The sequence below is a fragment of the Saccharopolyspora sp. NPDC050389 genome, from assembly GCF_040655595.1.
In the GTDB taxonomy this organism is placed as follows: domain Bacteria; phylum Actinomycetota; class Actinomycetes; order Mycobacteriales; family Pseudonocardiaceae; genus Saccharopolyspora.
The window spans coordinates 17,294-39,891 of the sequence record NZ_JBFAKG010000019.1; the positions used below are offsets into that span (position 1 = coordinate 17,294).

Annotated in this window: 23 protein-coding genes; 12 read left to right on the forward strand and 11 right to left on the reverse strand. The window is 69.7% G+C overall.

Annotated features, from left to right (window positions below):
• Position 1 precedes the first annotated feature (1 nt).
• The gene (locus AB0I53_RS14850) at positions 2-817 is read left to right on the forward strand and encodes a glycosyltransferase family 2 protein (protein ID WP_358601995.1); all 816 of its coding nucleotides are present in this window, start codon (positions 2-4) and stop codon (positions 815-817) included.
• On the opposite strand, the gene AB0I53_RS14855 is transcribed toward AB0I53_RS14850, so the two are convergent.
• The gene (locus tag AB0I53_RS14855) at positions 724-1,191 is read right to left on the reverse strand and encodes a GtrA family protein (protein ID WP_358601998.1); all 468 of its coding nucleotides are present in this window, start codon (positions 1,189-1,191) and stop codon (positions 724-726) included. The two genes, AB0I53_RS14850 and AB0I53_RS14855, sit on opposite strands and share 94 nt — an antisense overlap.
• A 164-nt stretch (positions 1,192-1,355) precedes the next feature.
• Between AB0I53_RS14855 and AB0I53_RS14860 the strand changes: the two genes are divergently transcribed.
• Complete coding sequence (locus tag AB0I53_RS14860) at positions 1,356-2,525, forward strand: NAD-dependent epimerase/dehydratase family protein (RefSeq protein WP_358602001.1); 1,170 nt, start codon at positions 1,356-1,358, stop codon at positions 2,523-2,525.
• Positions 2,526-2,801: 276 nt separating this feature from the next.
• On the opposite strand, the gene AB0I53_RS14865 is transcribed toward AB0I53_RS14860, so the two are convergent.
• Together AB0I53_RS14865 and AB0I53_RS14870 are read right to left on the reverse strand one after the other, a co-directional pair.
• On the reverse strand, positions 2,802-3,707 hold the full coding sequence (locus tag AB0I53_RS14865; protein ID WP_358602004.1) for a sulfite exporter TauE/SafE family protein: 906 nt from the start codon (positions 3,705-3,707) through the stop codon (positions 2,802-2,804).
• A 117-nt stretch (positions 3,708-3,824) separates the two neighbouring features.
• Entirely contained in the window at positions 3,825-3,917 is a 93-nt protein-coding gene (locus tag AB0I53_RS14870; protein ID WP_358602006.1) for a putative leader peptide, read from the reverse strand.
• 553 nt (positions 3,918-4,470) lie between these two features.
• On the opposite strand from AB0I53_RS14870, the gene AB0I53_RS14875 reads away from it, so the two are divergent.
• On the forward strand, positions 4,471-5,235 hold the full coding sequence (locus tag AB0I53_RS14875) for a M23 family metallopeptidase (protein WP_358602009.1): 765 nt from the start codon (positions 4,471-4,473) through the stop codon (positions 5,233-5,235).
• A 74-nt stretch (positions 5,236-5,309) separates the two neighbouring features.
• On the opposite strand, the gene AB0I53_RS14880 is transcribed toward AB0I53_RS14875, so the two are convergent.
• The 4 genes from AB0I53_RS14880 to AB0I53_RS14895 form a co-directional block, all read right to left on the reverse strand.
• Positions 5,310-6,128 (reverse strand): SigB/SigF/SigG family RNA polymerase sigma factor, encoded by an 819-nt coding sequence (locus AB0I53_RS14880; protein ID WP_358602012.1) that lies wholly within the window; start codon positions 6,126-6,128, stop codon positions 5,310-5,312.
• Complete coding sequence (locus AB0I53_RS14885; RefSeq protein ID WP_358602013.1) at positions 6,125-6,565, reverse strand: ATP-binding protein; 441 nt, start codon at positions 6,563-6,565, stop codon at positions 6,125-6,127. The genes AB0I53_RS14880 and AB0I53_RS14885 overlap by 4 nt, the downstream gene beginning before the upstream one ends.
• A gap of 94 nt (positions 6,566-6,659) precedes the next feature.
• Positions 6,660-7,220, reverse strand: a complete 561-nt coding sequence (locus tag AB0I53_RS14890; RefSeq protein WP_358602266.1) for a vitamin K epoxide reductase family protein — start codon at positions 7,218-7,220, stop codon at positions 6,660-6,662.
• A 65-nt stretch (positions 7,221-7,285) separates the two neighbouring features.
• Positions 7,286-8,032 (reverse strand): thioredoxin domain-containing protein, encoded by a 747-nt coding sequence (locus AB0I53_RS14895; RefSeq protein ID WP_358602016.1) that lies wholly within the window; start codon positions 8,030-8,032, stop codon positions 7,286-7,288.
• 178 nt (positions 8,033-8,210) lie between these two features.
• Between AB0I53_RS14895 and ligD the strand changes: the two genes are divergently transcribed.
• Positions 8,211-9,206: a non-homologous end-joining DNA ligase gene (gene ligD / locus AB0I53_RS14900; RefSeq protein WP_358602019.1), complete on the forward strand. Its 996-nt coding sequence runs from the start codon at positions 8,211-8,213 to the stop codon at positions 9,204-9,206.
• Here the strand turns inward: ligD and AB0I53_RS14905 are convergent.
• Together AB0I53_RS14905 and AB0I53_RS14910 are read right to left on the reverse strand one after the other, a co-directional pair.
• Entirely contained in the window at positions 9,203-9,469 is a 267-nt protein-coding gene (locus AB0I53_RS14905) for a hypothetical protein (protein ID WP_358602021.1), read from the reverse strand. The two genes, ligD and AB0I53_RS14905, sit on opposite strands and share 4 nt — an antisense overlap.
• Positions 9,453-10,172 carry a GntR family transcriptional regulator gene (locus AB0I53_RS14910; protein WP_358602024.1) on the reverse strand — a complete coding sequence of 240 codons (720 nt, stop codon included), beginning with the start codon at positions 10,170-10,172 and terminating at the stop codon, positions 9,453-9,455. The genes AB0I53_RS14905 and AB0I53_RS14910 overlap by 17 nt, the downstream gene beginning before the upstream one ends.
• Positions 10,173-10,270: 98 nt before the next feature.
• Between AB0I53_RS14910 and AB0I53_RS14915 the strand changes: the two genes are divergently transcribed.
• From AB0I53_RS14915 to AB0I53_RS14925, 3 genes are all read left to right on the forward strand, one after another.
• Positions 10,271-11,170, forward strand: a complete 900-nt coding sequence (locus AB0I53_RS14915) for an acyl-CoA thioesterase II (protein ID WP_358602027.1) — start codon at positions 10,271-10,273, stop codon at positions 11,168-11,170.
• A gap of 81 nt (positions 11,171-11,251) precedes the next feature.
• On the forward strand, positions 11,252-12,460 hold the full coding sequence (locus tag AB0I53_RS14920) for a helix-turn-helix domain-containing protein (RefSeq protein WP_358602030.1): 1,209 nt from the start codon (positions 11,252-11,254) through the stop codon (positions 12,458-12,460).
• A gap of 216 nt (positions 12,461-12,676) precedes the next feature.
• On the forward strand, positions 12,677-13,420 hold the full coding sequence (locus AB0I53_RS14925; protein WP_358602033.1) for an Asp/Glu racemase: 744 nt from the start codon (positions 12,677-12,679) through the stop codon (positions 13,418-13,420).
• 38 nt (positions 13,421-13,458) lie between these two features.
• On the opposite strand, the gene AB0I53_RS14930 is transcribed toward AB0I53_RS14925, so the two are convergent.
• Positions 13,459-14,490, reverse strand: coding sequence for an Lrp/AsnC family transcriptional regulator (locus tag AB0I53_RS14930; protein WP_358602036.1), 1,032 nt, complete (start codon positions 14,488-14,490; stop codon positions 13,459-13,461).
• Between the two features lie 105 nt (positions 14,491-14,595).
• On the opposite strand from AB0I53_RS14930, the gene AB0I53_RS14935 reads away from it, so the two are divergent.
• Positions 14,596-15,870, forward strand: coding sequence for an MFS transporter (locus AB0I53_RS14935; protein WP_358602039.1), 1,275 nt, complete (start codon positions 14,596-14,598; stop codon positions 15,868-15,870).
• An 18-nt stretch (positions 15,871-15,888) separates the two neighbouring features.
• The gene (locus AB0I53_RS14940) at positions 15,889-17,094 is read left to right on the forward strand and encodes a M20 family metallopeptidase (protein WP_358602042.1); all 1,206 of its coding nucleotides are present in this window, start codon (positions 15,889-15,891) and stop codon (positions 17,092-17,094) included.
• 32 nt (positions 17,095-17,126) lie between these two features.
• Here AB0I53_RS14940 and AB0I53_RS14945 read toward each other — a convergent pair whose 3' ends face one another.
• Complete coding sequence (locus AB0I53_RS14945) at positions 17,127-18,161, reverse strand: Lrp/AsnC family transcriptional regulator (protein ID WP_358602045.1); 1,035 nt, start codon at positions 18,159-18,161, stop codon at positions 17,127-17,129.
• A 115-nt stretch (positions 18,162-18,276) separates the two neighbouring features.
• Between AB0I53_RS14945 and AB0I53_RS14950 the strand changes: the two genes are divergently transcribed.
• From AB0I53_RS14950 to lpdA, 3 genes are all read left to right on the forward strand, one after another.
• Positions 18,277-19,566: an MFS transporter gene (locus AB0I53_RS14950; RefSeq protein WP_358602268.1), complete on the forward strand. Its 1,290-nt coding sequence runs from the start codon at positions 18,277-18,279 to the stop codon at positions 19,564-19,566.
• Entirely contained in the window at positions 19,566-20,765 is a 1,200-nt protein-coding gene (locus AB0I53_RS14955; RefSeq protein WP_358602271.1) for a M20 family metallopeptidase, read from the forward strand. Before AB0I53_RS14950 ends, AB0I53_RS14955 begins: the two co-directional genes overlap by 1 nt.
• Positions 20,766-21,115: 350 nt before the next feature.
• The gene (lpdA, locus tag AB0I53_RS14960) at positions 21,116-22,576 is read left to right on the forward strand and encodes a dihydrolipoyl dehydrogenase (RefSeq protein ID WP_358602048.1); all 1,461 of its coding nucleotides are present in this window, start codon (positions 21,116-21,118) and stop codon (positions 22,574-22,576) included.
• Positions 22,577-22,598 lie beyond the last annotated feature (22 nt).

Sequence of the window (22,598 nt, forward strand, 5' to 3'; positions counted from 1 at the left end):
AATGCCCACGACCTTCCCGAGCGAGGTGGACCGGGCGGCGCTGGAGGACTACGCCGCGCGCTACGGCGACCAGCCGTTAGCGCCGGTGGTCGTGCTGATCGCCGCCTACAACGAGGAGGAGTCGCTCGGCGAGGTGCTCGACGGCATCCTGGCCTACAGCTGCGGCCTCGACGTGGACAAGCTGGTGGTGGTCGACGGCGCGACCGACGACACCGCCAAGATCGCGCTGAAGCACGGCGCGCAGACCTGCGTCGTCCCCACCAACCGCGGGCAGGGCGCCGCGCTGCGGCTCGGCTACCACCTGGCGGCCGGGCGCGGGGCGCGCTACATCGTCACCACCGACGCCGACGGCCAGTACGACATCGCCGAGCTGCCCAAGCTGCTGCGCCCGCTGATCGACGACCGCGCCGACTTCGTAACGGGATCCCGCCGGCTGGGCAGCAACGAGCGCCCGGCGCTGATCCGCCGCGTCGGCACCTACATGTTCGCCTGGCTGGTCAGCGCGCTGACCAGGCAGCGCATCACGGACACGTCGTTCGGGTTCCGCGGCATGCGGGCCGAGGTGCCCAACTCGGTGACCCTGGAACAGCCGCAGTACCAGTCGTCCGAGCTGCTGGTCGGCGTGCTCAGCCGCGGCTACCGGGTGCTGGAGCAGCCGATGCGGATGCTGCCGCGCACGGCCGGGGTGAGCAAGAAGGGCGGCAGCTTCCGCTACGGCTACCGCTACGCGCGGGTCGTGCTCGGCACCTGGTGGCGGGAACGCCGGAACACCAGCCGGTCGATCAGGAAGAACTTGACTACGAACATCACCGCGTAGGTCGCGACGAACGCGCCCCAGACGACGGCGACCTGCCCAGCACGGGCGTCCGGGAACAGCTCGTTCACCAGAATTTCGGCGTTGTGCGTGGCGAGCGCTGCGAGCAGCGCGGTGCCCACCGAGATCGCGCCGTAGCGGAGGATCTCGCCGCGCAGCGCGGCCCGCTCGCCGCCGCCCCAGGTGCGCCGGTTGAGCACGAAGTTCGGGATCGCGCCGGACAGCCACGCCAGCACGGTCGACATCACCGGCGTGGCGCCGAGCGAGTAGGACAGCAGGAAGACCAGTTGGCTGATCCCGGTGGCCACCACCGATGCGGCCGCGAAACGGCTGAGCAACCGCCAGTACCGGCTCCTGGTGCTGGTCTGCTGCGCCATGCGGTCTCCGTTCGGTGCGGTTCGCTCCCGTCGCACCATACCGAGTCCGGTCTCAGCTGATTCTCAGTGCGGGGCAAGGAAAAGGGCAGTCGACCATGGAACGGTCACGAGATGAGACCATGCCCGGTGTTTGTATCCAACGGGTGAACTGGAGGAGTTAAGGCGTGCGAATCCTCGTCCTCGGAGGGGACGGCTACCTCGGTTGGCCGACCGCTCTGCACTTGTCCGACCGCGGTCACGAGGTCGCGGTCGCGGACAACTACGCCCGCCGGGGCTACGACCACGAGCTGGGCGTGGACAGCCTCGTGCCGATCGAGCCCATGCAGGTCCGCCTGAACGCCTGGTGCGAGGTCTCCGGGAAGTCGATCAAGTCCTACTACGGCGATCTGGTCGACGGCGAGTTCACCGAGGCGATGATCGCGGACTTCCGGCCCGACGCGGTCGTGCACTTCGCCGAGCAGCGGGCCGCGCCGTACTCGATGATCGACCGCCGGCACGCGGTCTACACGCAGCAGAACAACGTGATCGGCAACCTCAACGTGCTGTTCGCGATCCAGCAGGTCGACCCGGAGATCCACCTGGTCAAGCTGGGCACGATGGGCGAGTACGGCACGCCGGACATCGACATCGAGGAAGGCTGGCTGGAGGTCACCCACAACGGGCGGACCGACCGGATGCTGTACCCGAAGAAGCCCGGCTCGTTCTACCACCTGAGCAAGGTGCACGACAGCCACAACATCGAGTTCGCCTGCCGGGCCTGGGGCCTGCGCGCCACCGACCTCAACCAGGGCGTCGTCTACGGGCAGGAAACCCCGCAGACCGCGCGCGACGCCCGGCTGGCGACCAGGTTCGACTACGACGCGATCTTCGGCACGGTGCTCAACCGGTTCGTCATCCAGGCCGTGCTCGGCCACCCGCTGACGGTGTACGGCACCGGCGGCCAGACCCGCGGCCTGATCGACATCCGCGACACCGTCGAATGCATCCGGCTGGCCGCGGAGAACCCGGCCGACCGCGGCGAGTTCCGGGTGTTCAACCAGATGACCGAGAAGTACTCGGTGGGGGAGATCGCCAAGATCGTGGCCAACAGCTACGAGGGGCCGGTCGATGTCGAGTACCTGGACAACCCGCGGGTCGAGCAGGGCGAGCACTACTACAACGTCCGGCACACCGGCTTGGTCGAGCTGGGGCTGGAGCCGCACCTGCTGTCGAACACGCTCATCGAGTCGCTGTTCCGGGTGGCGGACAAGCACAAGTACCGGGTCGACATCGCCGCTATGCGGCCGACGGTCAACTGGCGCCACGCCGCCAATCCGCTGCGCGCGGATCGCTGAACGGCGCGTGCTGCAATCGCGCCGACGACTGGGCCGCGTGGCGGCTGGAATATACCAACGCGGCCGGGCAGACTTGGTCACTAACGCCGCGGTCGCCGCCGTCGGTCGCGGCCGGTAACGGGGAGCGGTGCCCCGGGCGCGGAGCGTGACTCCGCACCCGGGGCGCCTACCGTGTGTCGGGGGGCTTCCACACGGTCTACCGAACAGTAACTCGTTTCGGTTGATCCCGGCGATACGGCACGTGGGTAAACCTTCACCGTCCGAACGCGGATCGGGTCAGTGCCCGACCGGCTCGGCGGCCTGCTCGTCCACCTCGGTCGTCGCCCGCCGCTCGGCCCGGATCACGCGGATCGTGTAGGCCAGCGCCGCGACCCAGGCCACGACGATCACCGCGTAGATGATGGTCGGCGACGGGGCGGGCAGCTCGAAGTTCTTGATCAGTGTCCGGGCGTTGGTCAGCACGATCAGCCCGCCGGCGCCGACCCCGATCAGCCGCATCGGCACGATGCGCACCAGGTAGGCCGCCAGCGGTGCGGCGAGCACGCCGCCCAGCAGTAGCGCGCCGACCGTCGTCCAGGACAGCTCCTGGTGCGACAGCGAGGTCAGGAAGCCCAGGCTCGCCGCGGCGGCGATCAGGAACTCGCTGGTGTCCACCGAACCGATCACCTTGCGCGGCTCGACCTTGCCGGTGCTCAGCAGCGTCGGCGTCGCCACCGGGCCCCAGCCGCCGCCACCGGTGGCGTCCACGAACCCGGCCACCAGGCCGAGCGGGGCCAGCAGCTTCGGGCTGACGCCGGTGAGCTGGCGGCGCCGCAGCGGGCGGATCGCGAACCGCAGCAGCACGTAGAGGCCGAGGGCGAGCAGGATCGTGGACATCCACGGCTCGGCGGCCTCGGTGGAGAGGTTGCTCAGCGCGGTGGCGCCGAGGAACGCGCCGACGGCGCCCGGCACGCCGAGGGTGAGCACCACCTTCCAGTCCACGTTGCCGAACTTCCAGTGCGACAGCCCGGAGGCGACCGAGGTGCCGAGCTCGGCGAGGTGCACCGATGCCGACGCCAGGGCCGGCGTGAGGCCGGCGGTGAGCAGGATCGTCGTGGAGGTCACCCCGTAGGCCATGCCGAGTGAGCCGTCGACCAGCTGCGCGACGAAGCCGCCAATGGCGAAGATCAGGAATGCTTGCACGATGTCTCCGTGGGTGCGTGCGTGAGTACCGGGGAGGGCGCGACGAGCCGCGATGCGGCGCTGCGCAGCCAGGTGTGAACCGGTTCGGGGTGGGGAGATGAGGCGGTGGAGGCGGGTCTACCGCGCGCGCCGACACCCTGCGGAGGTGACGCGGAGCAGGTCGACGTGGAGGCGCTGCACCAGCAGCCGCCACTGATCACCAGGCGTCATGCGGGACAGTGAAACAGATCCCGCGATCGAGCGGCACTGGTCTCAAAGTGCGGGAAGGTTACTGCGCGGTTTCGCGCTTCGTGTGCCCAAGGCCACTTTCAGGGTCGATCGATCTTGCCGATCGGGTGATCGCGGCAGTTCAGCCGCCGGTGCACGGCAGTGTCCTCTGTGGACTCCGCGGTGCGGGCGCAGGGGCGGCGATGCGGGCGGCGCGCGCCGGCTGGGCTGATCGTTTTGCTTTGGGCCAGCGGAAACGACGGGCGCCTTGATCGTTTCGGGTGAGTGACCCGGCGGGTTCGGCTGAATCGGGGACTTTCGGCCCTGCCGTTATCGACTGGTCATCTTTGTGAAGCACTCAGAGTTACTGATCGGGTGGCAACCGTATAGGTTTTATCCGCCAAACGGGTCAGTGGTTGCGTCTGTCGATAACCCTCAGCTACGTTCACGGCTCGTACGTCACGGTTCGATCACGGCAATGCCTCACCCCCGAGAGGCGTTCCCCGCAATCCCCCGGCGGGGCAGCGATCGGATCCCCCCGAGACGGAAGGTGAAGATGGGCAAGCACCGCAAGGAGGGCGGCCATCCCCCGAAGGCCGTCCTTCCGGCTCGCAACAAGGTTGTCGCGGCAGTGGTCGCCGGAGGCGCCTTCGCCGCGGTCGGGCAGCCGCTGGCCGCCAGCGCCGACTCCGAGGTCGACCAGCCCGTGCAGCGGCTCGTCGGTTCGAAGAACCTGAGCCTCGCCGTCACCGGCACCACCGAGAGCCCGGCCGCGGTTCGGCTGCTCGCCGCCCAGTCCCCGATCGACTCGGCCGAGGAGGGCCAGAAGATCGACAAGAGCGAGGCGATCGAGCAGGAGCGCGAAGCCGCCCGCGCGGAGGCCGAGCGGGCCGCCGCCGAGGCCAAGCGCGCGGAGGAGGAGCGGGAGCGGAAGGCGCGCAGCTTCGTCAAGCCCGCCGAAGGCACCTTCACCTCCGGCTTCGGCGCCCGCTGGGGCACCAGCCACCGGGGCGTCGACATCGCCAACAGCATCGGCACCACGATCCGCGCGGTGGCCGCCGGCAAGATCATCGAGGCCGGCCCGGCCAGCGGCTTCGGCCAGTGGATCCGGGTGCAGCACAACGACGGCACGATCACCGTCTACGGGCACATCAACACCATCGACGTCAGCGTCGGCCAGCAGGTCGGTGCCGGTGACAAGATCGCCACGATGGGCAACCGCGGCCAGTCCACCGGCCCGCACCTGCACTTCGAGGTCATCGAGGACGGCATCAAGATCAACCCCCTGCCCTGGCTCAAAGAGCGCGGCATCTCGCTGTAAAGCGACCCTGAGCAGCCGCCCGGGACCCGAAGCCCCCGACGGGTCCCGGGCGGCTTCCCCATTTCCGGGCCCGGCTACTGCTCGGCGGCGGTTTCGGCCGGTTGGTCTTCCTCCAGGCGTTGCCGGAGGAAGCCGAGGGTTCGCGCCAGCAGGCGGGAGACGTGCATCTGCGAGATGCCGATCTGCTCGGCGATCTGCGTCTGGGTCATGCCGCGGAAAAAGCGCATCACCAGGATGCGGCGCTCCCGGTCCGGCAGGTCCTGCAGCAGCGGCCGGACCATCTCGCGGTTCTCCACCTCGGCCAGCTCGGCGTCGTCGGAGCCGATGGCGTCGCCGAGCGGGATCTCGTCGGTGTCGGTGAGCAGTTCGTCCAGCGAGGCGCTGCGGTAGGCGTTGCCCGCCTCCAGACCGCGGTAGACGTCGTCGGTGCCGATCCCGAGGTGCTTCGCGAGCTCGCTCGGCGTCGGTGCGCGGCCCAGCTCCTGCGACAGCCGGGCGATCGCCGCCGACACCGACAGGTGCAGCTCCTGCAGCCTGCGCGGCATCCGCACCGCCCAGCCGGTGTCCCGGAAGTGCCTGCGCACCTCGCCCATGATCGTCGGCACCGCGTAGGACAGGAAGTCCACGCCGCGCTCCGGGTCGAAGCGGTCCACCGCGTTGATCAGCCCCAGCGTCGCGACCTGGGTGAGGTCCTCCTGCGATTCGCCGCGGTGGCTGAAGCGGCGGGCGATGTGCTCGGCCACCGGCAGGTGCTCGGTCACCAGCGTTTCGCGGAGTACGCCGCGGCGCGGATCCTCCTTGCCCAGCTTCGCGAGCTCGCGGAACAGCGGCGCCAGCCGGTCGTAGCGCTCGTTGCGCGAGTGCGCTGTCGGCTTGGAGTCCGCTCGTTTCACACGTGGGCCGTCCGTCCCTTGGTCAACTCGATCCGCACCAGGTGGCTGCCGTTGGCAGCCGGATCCGACTCGACCGAGGTTGACACAACGTCGGCCAACGCGCTCAGCACGCGCCAGCTGAAGGTGTCCTTGCGGGGTCCGAACGCATCGTCGCTGATCACCTCGGCGGTGACCGACAGCCGGTCGCCGCCGAGACGGAACCGGCAGACGAGCGTCGCGGCCGGGGCGGCCAGCCGGACCAGCGACGAGCACGCTTCGTCGACGGCCAACCGCAGGTCCGCGATGGAGTCGACGTCGTAGTCGGCGCGCATCGCGAGATCACCGGCGACGGCCCGCATGACCGCCAACTGGGCTGGTTCGGCCGCGATGCGGACCTCGACCAGGTTCGCCGCGGCTGTCTCCGGCTCGACGTGCGCGAGCTCGCGTTCCACGCTCATCCCGGGCCACCTCGTCTCGGTCGGTGCGGCGCACACCTCACTCACAGTCACCTGGTACCCGAGGCCCGCACCGAACAAACGGACGGGCCGCCGGTTACACCAGGGTGGTCCAGTAGTCCCAGAACGCCTGCAGGATCAGGACCACGATGACCAGATACCACACCGCGAGCACCACGCTGTGGACCCGGCGCAGCGCCGCGCCGACGGATTTGCCGCCGCCGAGGTTGCCGGCCTCGAGGTTGTGCAGCGTCGTGTACCAGAACAGCGGGATGGTCACGACCCACACGACCATGCAGTACGGGCACAGCGCGCCGATCTCGTAGAGGCTCTGCACCACCAGCCAGTGGATGAAGCCGACCGCCAGCGTGGTGCCGAGCTGCATGCCCAGCCAGAACCAGCGCGGCGGCCGGAACCCGGCCAGCACCGCGACCCCGGCGGTGACCACCACCGGGAACGCCGCCACCCCGATCAGCGGGTTCGGGAAGCCGAGCACCGCCGCCTGGGTGCTGTCCATCACCGAACCGCACGAGATGATCGGGTTGATGCTGCAGGTCGGCACGTAGCCGGGGTTGGCCAGCTTCTCCAGCTTCTCCAGGATCAGCGCGAACGAGCCGGCGAAGCCGATCACGCCGCCCACGACGTACAGCCAGCCCAGGCCGCGCGCCGCGCCGCTCGGGTGCGATCGCTCGGCGGGGGCCGGTTCGACGGCGTGGGCGGCGGTCACTTCGCGAGCTCCTTGTCGAGCTCGCCGCGGAAGGCGTCGTTGAGCTGCTGGAAGGTCTGGATGTTGCCCGCGTCGAACTCCTTGCCGTTGATGAAGATCGTCGGCGTGCTCTGCACCCCGGCCTTCTCCCCGTCGGCGACGTCGGCGTCGATCTTGGCGTTGACCTGAGGCGAGTTCATGTCCTGGTGGAGCTTGTTCAGGTCGAGGCCGAGCTGCTGGGCGTACTGGTCGAACAGCCCGCGCGCCTTGGCTTCGTCGGTGCTGATGTTCTGCCCGTCGGGCGCCACCGCCCACGCGTCGTAGTTGTCGTAGATCGCGTGGTACATCTCCTTGAACTTGCCCTGCACCGCGGCGGCCTCGGCGGCCTGCGCGGCCGGCCGGGCCAGCGGGTGCATGCCGAGCGGGAAGTTGCGGGCGATGAAGGTGATCTTGCCCGCGTAGTCCTTCTCGATCTGCTTGGTCAGCCCCGAGTAGTACGAGTGGCAGCCCGGGCACTGGTAGTCGAGGAACTCGACAACGGTGACCTTGTTGTCCGGCGCGGCGATCAGCACGTTGCTGTCGGGCTTGCGCAGGATCTCGGCCGCCACCGCGGGGCCGCCGGAATCGGCGTTGTCCGAACCGCCGCGGCTGAACAGCAGCACGCCGCCGATCACCACGACGGCGACGACCACCACCACGACGGTGAGGATGACGTTCGTGGACAGCCCGCTCTTCTCGGTCACGGGGTTCTTGTTGTTCGACATCGCGCGCTTTTCACCTTCGGCGGTCGGGCCCGCTGGTTCTGCGGGGAAGGACGGCACGTCCAGTTTCTCGCATTAACCCGATTGGGAACTCTCGCGGGGTGCAACTCACAGGTCGTTCACAGCCGGCTCTCAGCTGAACCGGTTTGCGCCGCCGAAATCTCCGGGTATTCCGCATTCGATGAACGATCCGCTGCGCCTTCTGGACGATGCCGAACGCGGCCTGCTGCGGTCCTGGCCCGGCGGGACCTGGCACGAGCCCGCCCTGGCGACGCTGACCGACCGCCGGTTCTCCGATCCGGACTGGATCTTCGAGCGCAAGCTGGACGGGGCGCGGGTGATCGCCGGTTGCGACGGCGACCGGCCGGTGCTGTGGTCGCGCAACCACAAACGCGTCGACGCCTCCTACCCGGAGATCATCGACGCGCTCGCCGCGCAGGGCGCGGACCGGTTCGTGCTGGACGGCGAGATGGTCGCCTTCGAGGGCGACCGGACGAGCTTCGCGCGGCTGCAGAAGCGCCTCAACCTGACCGATCCGCGGGCGGCCCGCCGCACCGGCGTCGCGGTCTACTTCTACGCGTTCGACCTGATCGCCTTCGGCGGCGTCGACCTCACGCGGCTGTCGCTGCGCTCCCGGAAGCGCCTGCTGCGCGAGTGCTTCGACTTCACCGACCCGCTGCGGTTCAGCGCGCACCGCGCCGGCGACGGCGAGGAGTTCTTCCGCGAAGCGTGCCGCCGCGGTTGGGAAGGCCTGATCGCCAAGCGCGCAGACCGGCCCTACCGCGGCGGGCGCAGCCGCGACTGGCTGAAGTTCAAGTGCGTCGCCGACCAGGAATTCGTCATCGGCGGCTACACCGAACCCAAGGGATCCCGCGTCGGCTTCGGAGCGTTGCTGGTCGGCTACTACCAGGATTCGCGGCTGCGCTACGCGGGCAAGGTCGGCACCGGTTACGACGAGCGGACGCTGCGGGACCTGCGCGGCAGGCTGGACGAGCTGGCCCGCGAGCGCTCGCCGTTCGCCGATCCGGTGACCGAGCCCGGCGCGCACTGGGTGGCGCCGGAGCTGGTCGCGCAGGTCGGGTTCACCGAGTGGACCGGCGACGGCAAGCTGCGTCACCCGCGCTTTTCGGGGCTGCGCAACGACAAACGCCCGCGGGACGTGGTCCGGGAGACCTAGTGGTCCAGGACGATCGAGGCCTGGTTGGCCGCCGGATGGATCGGTGTTTCCGATTGAGGGGGGCTCCACGAAGCGAGCAGAACGGTCGTCACGACCATCATCACCGTTCCGACAACCGACACGAAGGTGCGGCTGTTGCTTTGCATGGCAGGTGCCCCCGGATTCTCGCGTAGGAACAAAAGGCGAATTGCGGCGAACGCCACGTCGGGCGTCTCACCTGGGGTGTCGCCACGAGAGGGAACAACGTTAGCGACCTTCGCCATGTTCCAAGTGTGATGCGGAACTCCCTGGTGGGGGTGGGTTTTCGGGCGGCTCGGCCCACAGCCCCAGTTGCTGCAGGTGATGGATCAGTAACTGTCCGGTATGGGTGATGTGCTGGTGCATCGCGGCGCGCGCCCCGGCGGGATCCCGGTGGCACAGCGCGGTGAGCAGCGTCTGGTGATCGGCGACCGCGATTTCCCGCCAGCCCGGCACGTCGGCGGTGGTGTTGCGCGGCGTGTAGCGCACCGCGATGCCGAGGAACCAGGCGAGCTTCGGCGATTCGGCGGCCCGGCAGATCACGGCGTGGAAGCGGGCCACCGGCGCGCCCATGTCGAGCAGCGCGAACCGGTTCGCCATCTGCATTTCCTCGAGCAGGGAACCGAGTTCGGCGAGCCGCTCGGCGTCGATCTGGCGCGCCGCGCGGGCCGCGAGCTCGCCCGCGATGGTGGCCTGCAGCCGGTGCGCGTCCTCGAAGTCCTGCCGGCTCAGCGGCGCCACGGTGAACCCGCGGCGCGGTTCCAGGTCGACGAAGCCCTCGCCGCGCAGCGCCAGCAGCGCCTCCCGCACCGGTGTGACGCTGACGCCGAGCTGCTCGGCGAGGCGTTCCAGGTGCAGGTGATCGCCCTGCCGCAGCCGGCCCGTCATGATCCCTTCCCGCAGCCGACCGGCCAGCTCGTCGGGAAGCCGGGGGGAGCGTGCGCGCATCGCAGCGTCGATCACCGCTCGGCCGCCCCTGATCCACCGGTTGTGTCGCCTGTCACGTGCAACTTGATACCACCTGTTGTGCGTAGTTGATTCAGGTCATGGACGTTCCTCGCCTGCAGGACCTGCTCGACCTGGCGGAGCCGGATGCCGACCGGTTCCTGGGCCGCACCCAGCCGATGCCGAAGCTCCGACTCTTCGGCGGGCTGCTGCTCGCCCAGTCGATCGCCGCCGCCGGACGCACGGTCGCCGACGACCGGCCGGTGCACTCGATGCACGCGCTGTTCGTCCGGCCCGCCGACCCGACCGACCTCATCGAGTACACAGTGGACAGAATTCGGGATGGCGGAGCGACCTCGGCGCGGCGGGTGATCGCCCGCCAGGACGGGGTCGAGGTGTTCACCGCGCTGGTCTCCTTCCAGCGCGGCCGCGACGGCCTGCGGCACCAGGCGGAGTTCCCGCGGGCCACCGAGCCAGAGGACCTGCTGCCGCTGCACGAGCGCTTCGCCGACTCCGACGTGCCGGTACCGGACTGGTGGCGCAAGCCCCGCGCGATCGAGCTCCGCCACGTCGACAACCCCCCCACCCGTCTCCCGACCGCCACCCCCCACGGAGGCGCTTCGCGCCGCAGTACTGATGCGCCGCCGGTCGAGCCGACCGACGCCTCGCGGCACCTGGTGTGGATGCGCGCCCCGGAGAAGCTGCCGGACGATCCGCTGCTGCACGCCTGCGCGCTGGCCTACGCCTCGGACATGACCTTGCTGGAGCCGGTGTTCCTGCTGCACGGCGTCGACCGGCACGCCAAGGGCTTGCAGCTGGCCAGTCTGGATCACGCGATGTGGTTCCACGAAGACCTCCGCGCCGACGAGTGGCTGCTCTACGACCAGGACTGCCCGGTTGCGGCGGGCGGTCGGGTGCTTGGACGCGGCAACGTCTTCGACCGTTCCGGCCGCCACGTCGCAACGGTCGCGCAGGAGGGACTGCTACGCATCGAGCGATGAGCAACGAGTGGTTCCAGGCTCGTTCTGGGCTGCGCCGCTTCAAAGAAAGAAGGTCGATGGGCGGCCGGTATCGTTCCAGGTGTGGTAGCCGATCCTGCCGACTCCGCCGCCCAGGTCACCCACGCGCTGGCCAGGGCCCGCCTCGCCGACGTGCCCGCTCTCACCGAGCGGCTGATGGCCGCGATCTTCACCGACAACCCGGAGTGGACCGACTACAGCCCGGTGCCCAAGGAGGATCTCTGGGAGGGCTGCCGGCAGTACCTCGAGCGCATCCTGCAGATCCTCAGCGGTGAGGTCGCCGGGCCCGACGGCGACGACGTGGCGGCCGCGATCGGCCGCCGCCGCGCCGAGCAGGGCGTGCCGCTGGAGGTGATGCTGCGGACGTTCCGGCTGGGCGGCCGGATCGCCTGGGAGGCGCTGGTCGACCAGGCGCACCAGGACGGCGCCGATCCCGACTCGGTGCTGGGCGTCGCGACGTCGATCTGGACGGTCATCGACGGGCTGTCCTCGACGCTGTCGACGTCCTACCGCAACACCGAGCTGGAGCGGCTGCGCCGCGACGACCAGCGGCGCCACGCCATGGTCGAGGACCTGCTCGCGGGTCGCGCGCGCGACATCGCCTTCGCGCAGCGCACCGCGAAGGAGCTCGACCTGCCCACCGGCGGGCGGTACCTGGTGATCGTCGCCGACCTGACCAGCGACGGCGGCTTCGCGCTGCGCGGGCACCAGGACACCTTGAGCGCCCTGCACTTCCGCTCGGTGTGGCAGGTGCGCGCCGATTCGCTGGTGGGCCTGGTGGCGCTGGAGCAGCGGAGCAAGGATCTCGCGTTGGACGCGCTGCGACCGCTGGCGCGCGGCCGGGTCGCGGTGTCGCCGCCGGTGCGCGGCCTCGCGGAGGTGGGGCTCGCCCACCAGCTCGCGCTCACCACGCTGGGCACGTCGTCGTACGGCGCCGCGGAGCTGGTGACCCTGGAGGAGCGGTTCCCGGAGGCGCTGCTGGTGCAGTCGCCGGACCTGGCGCAGCGGATGCTGGAGTCCCAGCTCGGCCCGATCCTGGAGCTGCCGGTCAAGGAACGCGACATGCTGCTGGACACCCTGACGGCGTGGCTGGAGGAGAACTGCTCGACGGCCAACGCGGCGGTCCGCCTCCACTGCCACCGCAACACGGTCCTGAACCGCCTGCACCGCATCACGTCCCTGATCGGCCAGCCCCTCTACGGCCGCACGGCATACGTGTCGCTGTCGCTGGCGCTGTCCGCGCTGCGCCTCCGCGACGGCCTCCGGGACTAGGGCAGGGCGCTGAGGACGGTGCACGTGATCAAGCCCTGATCCGGGAGGTTGTTGATCAGCCTGATCGAGCGGCTTGGTCATGCGACAAGCATCGGGCAGTTCTGCCTAGCGAACAGAAAGCCCCAGCGCCGGATCGGTTGGCATGATCCATTCATCCGAGGCCCCGGCTTTCCTAGCGTTGGTGCGGAACAACCGCACACACGAGGACGGGCCGGAATGAGTACTGGTTTCGCAGGACCGCCACCGCAGGTCGGCGTGGGAATCGTCGCGTCGTTCGACTTCGATCGCGACCGGGAACTCTGGCGGTGGGTGCCGGACGAGGTTTCGCTGTTCATCGCTCGCACCGATCCGGTGTCGTTCACCGACAACCTGGACCTGGTGTCGACCCTCAACCAGCCCGGCTGCGTCGAACGCCCCACCCGTGAGATGTGCGCGCTCGGCGTGCGGACCGTGGCTTTTCTGTGCACGGCCTGCAGTTTCGTCGGCGGCATCGGTCGCGAGCGCGCGCTCCGGGACGCGGTGCTCGAACAGGGCGCACCGCGGGCCGTGACCACCGCGGGAGCCGTCGTCGACGCGCTGCGGGCCGTTGGCACACGACGTGTGGCGGTCGCGCATCCCTACGAACCGCCGGTGGGCCTGCGACTGGGCGAGTTCCTGACGGAGTCGGGATTCGACGTCGTCTCCAGCACCGACCTCGGTCTCGGCTCGATCAGAGAGGTGTACGCGGTGTCGTACGCACGCGTGGCCGATCTGGTGCGTGCCGCTGACCACCCCGAATCGGACGCGGTGTTCCTCAGTTGCACGGCATTGCCGACCTATGACGTCATCGCGCCGCTGGAACAGGAGCTGGGCAAGCCGATCATCACTGCCAACCAGGCCACTATCTGGGCGGCCCTGCGCACGCTGAACATCTCCGCCGTTGGCCCCGGGCAAGGACTCCTCGCCGCAGGACAACCCTAGAAGAAGCTCTTGGGGTTGCGTCGCGGTGTGGGTAGCGGTCAGGCGGTTGGCAGGGATTTCGGGGGTAGCCAGGGGTTGATCGGGATGCAGCCCTCGGCGTGGCCGTTGTCGTCCAGGAGCCGGCCCATCAGCTTCACCTGGCGCAGCGCCACCGCTCGGTCGACCAGCTGCAGTTGGGGGAGGCGGTCGCCGAGCAGCGCTTCCAGGCGGCCCACGTCCGCCACCGATTTCAGCCACACCGTGAACAGCAGGTTCTGCGGGCCCGTTACGGATGCGCACAGCCGGAGTTCGGGCAGCGCCCGCAGGCCCTGCACCACCTTGTCCAGCTGTCCCGGCGGCACGCTCGCCCACAGGCTCGCCGAGACCGGCCAGTCGGTCAGGTCGCGCGCGATCTCGCAGCGCAGCGACAGGCCGCCGTTGTGCGTCATCCCGGCCAGCCGCCGGCGCACGCTCGGCGCGTTCAGGCCGGCCTCCTGGGCGAGCTCGACCGCGGTCGCCCGGCCGTTCCGGGCCAGCGCGGTGATCAGCCTGCGGTCGCGCTCTTCGAGGTCGGTCGCGGGCGGCAGGTCCGTCGTGGTCGGGCGGGCCAGTCGGCGCTGCTGGGACGGTTTCAGCGCGCGGAGCCGCCAGCTGGATCCCTCGGTGAAGACCTTGGTGCCCAGCGCGGCGCGGGTGCGCACGACGCCCGGCAGCGGCGAGATGCGATCGGACAGCAGCTCGGAGAGCGTGCCGAGATCCCGGATCATCACGGTGATCAGCAGATCCCGGCCTCCGGCCATGTGTTCGACGGTGATCACCTGCGGGTAGGTCGCGAGCTGGCGACCCACCGCCACCTGCTGCCCGGACTGCACGTCGATCTCGATGAAGGCCATGCAGATCGAACCGGCCAGCCGCCCGGGGTAGCAGGTCGTCCAGGCGAGACCCGCCGCGTGCAGCCGTTCCCAGCGCCGCCCGACGGTGGCCGAATCCACGCCGAGCACGCCACCGATCTCGGTCCAGGCGGCGCGCGGCGAGATCTGCAGCGCGTGCAGGATCGAGCGGTCCAGCTCGTCGAGTGACGAATCATGCATTCGGACCTGCCCTTCGAGCTTTTCCGTGCATTCTCGCGCAAGTTTCTATCGATCTTTGCCGCCGGGTCGCACGCTGCTCCGAACGACAGCACCTCGGAGGTGAACGTGACGCAGGTGGACGACGCCCTGGTGGCGCGACCAGGGAGATCAACGGTCCCGGCGAAGGGGCGCCGGGAGCTGCTCGCCGGGACGGTGGGCGGCGTCGTCGAGTCGTTCGACTGGACGATCTACGCGGTGCTGGCGCCGTACTTCGCATCGCAGATGTTCGCCGGGGACAACGAGCTGACCAAGCTGCTGGCCGCCTACGCGGGCTTCGCGGTGAGCTTCGTGGTCCGGCCCTTCGGCAGCTACCTGCTGGGGCGGCTCGCCGACGTGCGGGGCCGCCGGTTCGCGCTGATGGTCAGCATGATCACCATCTGCCTCGGCAGCCTGCTGATCGCGCTGCTGCCCACCGCGGCGTCGATCGGTGTCGCGGCTCCGGCGCTGCTGGTGCTGCTGCGGGCGCTGCAGGGCGTCGCGATGGGCGGGGAAGCGCCCAGCGTGGCCGCGTACATCAGCGAGACGGCACCGTCGAACCGCAAGTTCTTGTTCAGCGCCCTGTCCTACAGCGGCGTGATCATCGGCAACGTCCTGTGCTTCGCGGTTGTGGGCGTGCTGCTGCTCGTGATGGGCAAGCCGGGCGTCGTGGACGGCGGCTGGCGGATCGGGTTCGTCATCGCGGCGGTGTTCGGCGTGCTGGCGTTCTGGGTGCGCAGCATCGCCGCGGAGAGCGGCGAGTTCGAGAGCGGCAAGCGCGAAGCGCAGCGGCCGAAGCTGGCCGGGCACATGCGGAACATGCTCGCGGTTTTCCTGATGACCACCGGGGTCACCGTCGGCTACTACCTGGGCACGACCTACATGCCGGAGTACGCGGCGCAGGTCGGTGCGGCGCCCGCCGCGGGCTCGAACCTGAGCATGATCCCAAGCCTGCTGCTGCTGATCGCCGCGATGGCGCTGTTCGGGATTCTGGCCGACCGCTTCGGTGGCATGCGGGTGTTCCGGATCGGGTTGGTGCTGCTGGCGTTGTGCACGGTGCCGCTGATGACGGCGCTCGCGCAGGGCTGGTTGCCGGTGTGGGCGGTGACGACCCTCTACCTGGTGCTCGGCGTCGCGCCGACCATCGCGCTGGCCAACGTGCTGTCCGCGCGTGGATTCCCGGTCGAGGTGCGGGTGGTGTGCATGGGTGTGCCGTCCACCCTCTCGATCGCGTTGTTCGGCGGCACCTTCCCGCTGCTGGCCCAGGGCCTCGGCGCGGCCGGGTACCTCGCCGCGGTGCCCTGGGCGGCCGCCATCGTCGCCGTCATCGCGCTGGTGGGCACCGCGCTTTTCAAACAGGACTGAATTCGGAGAAATACTGCCATGACTTCCTTGTCGACCTTGCTCGACGATGCCCGCGCGCTGCATCCGGATCTGGTGCAGATCCGCCACGGCCTGCACGGGATTCCGGAGCTGGGGTTGCAGCTGCCGCGCACCCAGGAGCGGGTTCTATCCGAATTGGACGGTCTGGGGCTGGAGGTGTCCACCGGGGAATCGGTCAGCTCCGTCACGGCGGTGCTGCGCGGAGCCCGCCCCGGCCCGACGGTGCTGCTGCGCGGGGACATGGACGCGCTGCCCGTCGCGGAGGAGACCGGGCTGGACTTCGCCGCCACCGACGGGCGGATGCACGCCTGCGGGCACGACCTGCACACCACGATGCTGCTAGGTGCGGCGAAACTGCTTGCCCCGCGCCGGGATCAGCTCTCAGGCGACGTGGTGTTCATGTTCCAGCCGGGAGAGGAGGGCTACGACGGCGCGGCGCGGATGATCGAAGAGGGACTGCTCGACGCCAGCGGCCGCAAGCCCGACGCGGCCTACGCCCTGCACGTCATGTCATCGTGGATCAAGCAGGGGGTGTTCACGACGCGTGGTGGGCCGATGCTCTCGGCGTCGAACCGGCTGCGGGTGACCGTTCGGGGCAGCGGCGGGCACGGTTCGGCGCCGTTCCGGGCGGTGGATCCGGTGCCGGTGGCGTGCGAGATGGTCCTGGCGCTCCAGTCGTTCGTGACCCGCCGGTTCGACATCTTCGACCCGGTGGTGCTGACGGTGGGCATGATCCACGGCGGCACCCAGGAGAACGTCATCCCCGACGAGGTCACCTTCGCCGCGACGGTCCGGTCGTTCTCGCCGCAGGCCCAGGCGGTGGTCAAGGACGGCTCGATCCGGGTGTGCGAGGGCATCGCGGCCGCGCACGGGGCCGAGCTGGACGCGGAGTTCGTCGAGCTGTACCCGGTGACGGTCAACGACGTGGCCGAGACGTCGTTCGTGACCGACACCCTGCGCGAGTTGCACGGCGAGGAGCGCTTCGCCCCGGCGCCCAACCCGGTCGCAGGTTCCGAGGACTTCTCCCGAGTGCTCGACGAGGTGCCGGGCGCGATGATCGCCCTCGGCGCCTGCCCGGACGACCTCGATGTGGCGAACGCGCCGAACACCCACTCGCCTCGCGCCCAGTTCGACGACGCGGTCCTCGGCGACGGGGCCGTCGCATACGCGGCGCTGGCCGTGCAACGCCAGCAGTCGGGCAACTGACCCGCAGGGGCGGTGCCGATTTGGCGCCGCCCCTACCGGCGGGGATCCGGCAGCCGCTTCGGCGGCAGCCAGGGGTCGATCGGGACGCAGCCCGCGGCGTGGCCGTCCTCGTCCAGGAGGCGGCCCATCAGCTTCACCATGCGCAGCGTCACCGCCCGGTCCACGAGGTGGAGTTGGGGCAGGCGGTCGGCCAGCAGCGCTTCCAGGCGCGCCAGGTCGGCCACGGATTTCAGCCACAGCGTGAACAGCAGGTTGTGCGGGCCCGTGACCGATGAGCACATCCGCAGTTCGGGCAGGGCGGCCAGGCCCTGCACGACCTTGTCGAGCTCGCCGGGCGGCACGCTGGCCCAGAGGGTGGCGGCGATCGGCCATTCGGTGAGGTTGCGGGCGACCTCGCACCGCAGCACGGCGTCGCCGTGGTGCGTCAGCCCGGCGATGCGGCGGCGGACGTTCGGCGCGCTCAGCCCGGTCTCCCGGGCCAGCTCGACCGCGGGTGCCCGGGCATCCCGGGACAGGGCGGTGATCAGCTGGTGGTCGTGCTCGTCGAGATCGGCGCGTGGCTGTTCGGTGGCAGGCCGGGCCAGCCGGCGCTGTTGGGCGGCGGTGAGGCTGCGCAGTCGCCACCGGGAGCCTTCGGTGAACACGCGGGTGCCCAGCGCGGCGCGGGTGCGGGCGACCCCGGGCAGTGCCGAGATGCGTTCGGACACCAGCTCCGACAGCGCGCCGAGATCCTGGATCAGCACCATGACCAGCAGGTCCCGGCCGCCCGCGAGGTGTTCGACGGTGGCCACCTGCGGGTAGGTCGCCAGCGTTCGGGCCACCTCCATCGCCCGGCCGGACTGCACGTCGATCTCGACGTAAGCCGTGAAGATCGCGTCGATCAGCCGGACTCCCGGGTAGCAGGTCGTCCAGGCCCGGCCGGTGCTGCGCAGCCGGTCCCAGCGGCGCGCCGCGGTCACCGCATCCACGTCGAGCACCCGGCCCACCTCGGTCCAGGAGGCGCGGGGCGCGATCTGCAGCGCGTGCAGGATCGACCGGTCCAGCTCGTCCAGTGTCTTTTCCTGCATGACCATCCAGCCCTCGCGCTTTTTCCTGCATTCTCGCGCAGGTTCCTTTCGGCGAACTACACCGGATCGCACTCTGCTCGGCACGAACACACCTCGGAGGTGAGTGTTGGCGCAGGTGGATGGGGCCCTGGCAGCGCGGCCAGGGCGAGTGGCGGTTTCGCCGAAGGGGCGTCGAGAACTGATCGCCGGCACCGTCGGCGGGATCGTCGAGTCGTTCGACTGGACGATCTACGCGGTTCTGGCGCCGTACTTCGCATCGCAGATGTTCGCCGGGGACGACGAGCTGACCAAGCTGCTCGCGGCCTATGCGGGTTTCGCGGTGGGATTCGTGGTCCGCCCGATGGGCAGCTACCTGCTCGGCCGGATCGCCGACGTGCGCGGCCGCCGGTTCGCGCTGATCGTCAGCATGGGCACGATCTGCCTGGGCAGCCTGCTGATCGCGGCGCTGCCCACGGCGGCGACGATCGGGGTCGCGGCTCCGGTGGTCCTGGTGCTGCTGCGCGCCCTGCAGGGGATCGCGATGGGCGGGGAGAACCCGAGCGTCGCGGCTTACATCACCGAAACCGCGCCGCAGCGCCGCAAGTTCCTCTACAGCGGCCTGTCCTACTGCGGCGCGTTCATCGGCAACATCCTCTGCTTCGCGGTCGTCGGCGCGCTGCTGCTCGTGCTGGGCAAGCAGGGGGTCGTCGACGGCGGCTGGCGGATCGGTTTCGTCGTCGCGGCGCTCTTCGGGGTCCTGGCGTTCTGGGTGCGCAGCACGGCCGCCGAGAGCGAGGAGTTCGAGGCCGGTAGGAGCGCCGCGGCACCGCGGCCGAAACCGCTCGAACACGCCCGAAGCATGCTCGCGGTGTTCCTGATGACCACCGGCACCACCGTCGGGGTCTACTTCGGGACCGTCTACCTGCCGGAGTACGCCGCGCAGGTCGGCGTCGCGCATTCCGCGGCGTCCAACCTGGAGATGATCCCGAGCCTGCTCGCGTTGATCGCCGCGATGGTGGTTTCCGGGTTGCTGGCCGATCGCTTCGGCGGCATGAAGGTGTTCCGCATCGGGGCTCTGCTGCTGGCGTTGAGCACGGTTCCGCTGATGACCGCGCTCGCTCAGGGCTGGTTGCCGATGTGGGCGGTGGCGACCTGCTACCTCGTCCTCGGCGTCGCGCCCACCACGGCAGTGGCGAACGTGCTCTACAGCGAGATCTTCCCTGTGGCGGTGCGGGTGGTGGCGATGGGTGTGCCGTTCACCCTCGCGGTGGCGCTGTTCGGTGGCACCTTCCCGCTGCTGGCGGAGGGGCTCGCGGCGCTCGGGCACCTGACCGCGGTTCCGTGGTTCGCCGCCGGTACCGCCGTCATCACGCTGTTGGGAACCGCGGTGCTCGGTGCACATTCCGATGAGAAGGGACAGCCGTGATCGCCCTGCCGACGTTGTTGGACGACGCCCGCGCTCTGCATCCGGACCTGGTGCGGATTCGCCATGATCTGCACCGGGTTCCGGAGCTGGGGCTGCGGCTGCCGCGCACCCAGGAACGCGTGTTGTCCGAATTGGACGGACTGGGCCTGGAGGTGTCGACGGGTGCCGGTCTCAGCTCGGTCACCGCGGTCCTGCGCGGATCGCGACCGGGCCCGACGGTGCTGCTGCGCGGGGACATGGACGCGTTGCCGGTGGTGGAGCAGACCGGGCTGGATTTCGCCGCGGACAACGACCGGATGCACGCCTGCGGTCATGATCTGCACACGACGATGTTGTTGGGCGCGGCGAAACTGCTGGCGCCGCAACGGGATCAGCTCGCCGGGGACGTGGTGTTCATGTTCCAGCCGGGAGAGGAGGGCTACGACGGCGCGGCGCGGATGCTCGAAGAGGGCCTGCTGTCCGCTTCCGGGCGCAAACCCGACGCGGCCTACGCGCTGCACGTGATCTCCGGGCTGCGCCGTGGTCTCTTCACCACCCGTGGTGGGCCGATGCTCTCGGCGTCGAACCGGTTGGAGGTGACCGTTCGGGGCAGCGGCGGGCACGGTTCGGCGCCGTTCCGGGCGGTGGATCCGGTGCCGGTGGCGTGCGAGATGGTCCTGGCGCTGCAGGCCTTCGTGACCCGCCGGTTCGACATCTTCGACCCGGTGGTGCTGACGGTGGGCATGATCCACGGCGGCACCCAGGAGAACGTCATCCCCGACGAGGTCACCTTCGCCGCGACGGTCCGGTCCTTCTCCCGGCACGCCCAGTCGGTGGTCAAGGACGGTGCGGTCCAGGTCTGCAGGGGCATCGCCGCGGCGCACGGGGCGGAGGTGCGAGCGGAATTCGTCGAGCAGTACCCGGTGACGGTCAACGACGAGGCGGAGGCGGAGTTCGTCGCGGACGCCCTGCGGGAGCTGCACGGTGAGCACAGCTTCGCCCGGGCGCCCAAACCGCTCAGCGCCTCGGAGGACTTCTCCCGGGTGCTCGACGAAATCCCCGGAGCGATGATCTCCCTGGGCGCCTGCCCGGACGACCTCGACCCCGAGAAGGCGCCGAACAACCACTCGCCGCGAGCCCGGTTCGACGACGCGGTGCTCGGCGACGGCGCGGCCGCGTATGCCGCGTTGGCCGTGCAACGGCAGCAGCGGGCCGGCTGAGACGCCACCTGGTCAGCCGCTTGACTGTGCAAGCGTGGCAGTCGGACAAATTGTATAATTCGGGCCGCAGGCGGCGGCGTCGACTCGGTGTCGGCGCCGCCGCTTGCTTTTTTGTGCCTGGGTGTGTCTCCGATCATGTGATCGCCGTCTCGAATACTGTCGGTGATGATCGCATTACATGTTGTGTACGTCACGCGTGGGAATGTGCGCTCTGCACATCCGTTATGTGAGAAGTCTGGGCGAGCGGGCATAGCGCGGAAGTGGTCGTGCTCACGACACTCACAGTGAGAATTGCCCGCTCGATCCGGGCTTTCCGTAACCGGCGCGTGCAGTCAAAGGAGCACAGCGAAGTGCAGGAGTTCGACCTTCTCGTGGTGGGTGGCGGTCCCGGCGGATACGTCGCCGCGATCCGGGCGGCGCAGCGTGGCCTCTCGGTCGCCGTGGTGGAAAAGGAGCGGCCCGGCGGGGTCTGCTTGAACTGGGGCTGCATCCCGACCAAGGCGATGCTGCGCTCGGCCGAGGTGTACGAAACCGTGCTGCACGCGGCCGATTTCGGGGTGAACGTCGAGAACGTCACCATCGACTACGACGCGATCACGCGTCGCAAGAGCGCCGTCGTCAAGGGCCTCACCGACGGCGTCGCAGGCCTGCTCAAGAGCAACGGCGTCACCGTGATCAACGGCCACGCCCGGTTCACCGGCCCGACGACCGTGGACGTCTACGCCACCGGTGAGTCGCCGCTGGGCGCCGACGGCCCGCGCTACGCCGCCGAACCGGCCGGCTCGCAGGCCATCGAGCAGGTCAAGGCCCGCGACGTCATCATCGCCACCGGCTCGGTCCCCGTGCAGCTGCCGCTGCCCGGCGCGGACCTGCCCGGCGTGATCACCTCCGACGGCGCCTTCGGGCTCACCGAGGTGCCCAAGCGCATCGCGATCATCGGCGGCAGCGCGGTCGGCGCCGAGTGGGCGACGCTGTTCGCCACCCTCGGCAGCGAGGTCAGCATCATCGAGATGCAGAAGACCCTGGTGCCCGCCGAGGACGTCGAGGTCGGCAAGGCGCTGGGCCGCTCGTTCACCAAGCGCGGCATCAAGGTGCTCACCGAGGCGACCGTGTCCCGCGTCGACCAGGCCGCCGACGGCCTCAAGGTCACCGTGGACGGCGCCAAGCCGCAGCAGATCGACGCGGACGTGGTGCTGGTCGGTGTCGGCCGCAAGCCAAACACCGCCAACCTGGACCTGGAGAAGACCGGCGTCGCCACCAGCGAGCGCGGCTTCATCGGCGTCGACGACAAACTGCGCACCAACGTCGAGCACGTCTACGCGATCGGTGACGTCACCGGCAAGGCGCTGCTCGCGCACGTCGCGTCGCACCAGGGCGTGGTCGCCGCCGAGACGATCGCCGGGCACCACGCCGCGATCGACTACAACGTCATCCCGGCCGCCACCTTCACCCACCCGGAGATCGCCAGCGTCGGGCTCACCGAGGCCAAGGCGATCGAGGCCGGCCACGAGGTCGTCGCCGCCAAGTTCCCGTTCGCCGCGCTCGGTCGCGCGCAGAGCTACGGCGACACCGAGGGCTTCATGAAGATCGTCGCCGGCAAGAAGTACGGCGAGGTGCTGGGCGTGCACATCATCGGGCACTCCGCCAGCGACCTGATCACCGAGGGAGCCCTGGCCATGGCCCTGGAAGCCACCCTCGACGAACTCGCCGAGACCATCCACGCGCACCCGACCCTGGGCGAGATCGGCATGGAGGCGGCGATGTCCGCGCTGGGCCTGCCGGTCCACGTCGCGCCGCCGAAGAAGCGCTGAGCGAACGAGAAGGGGATCTGTG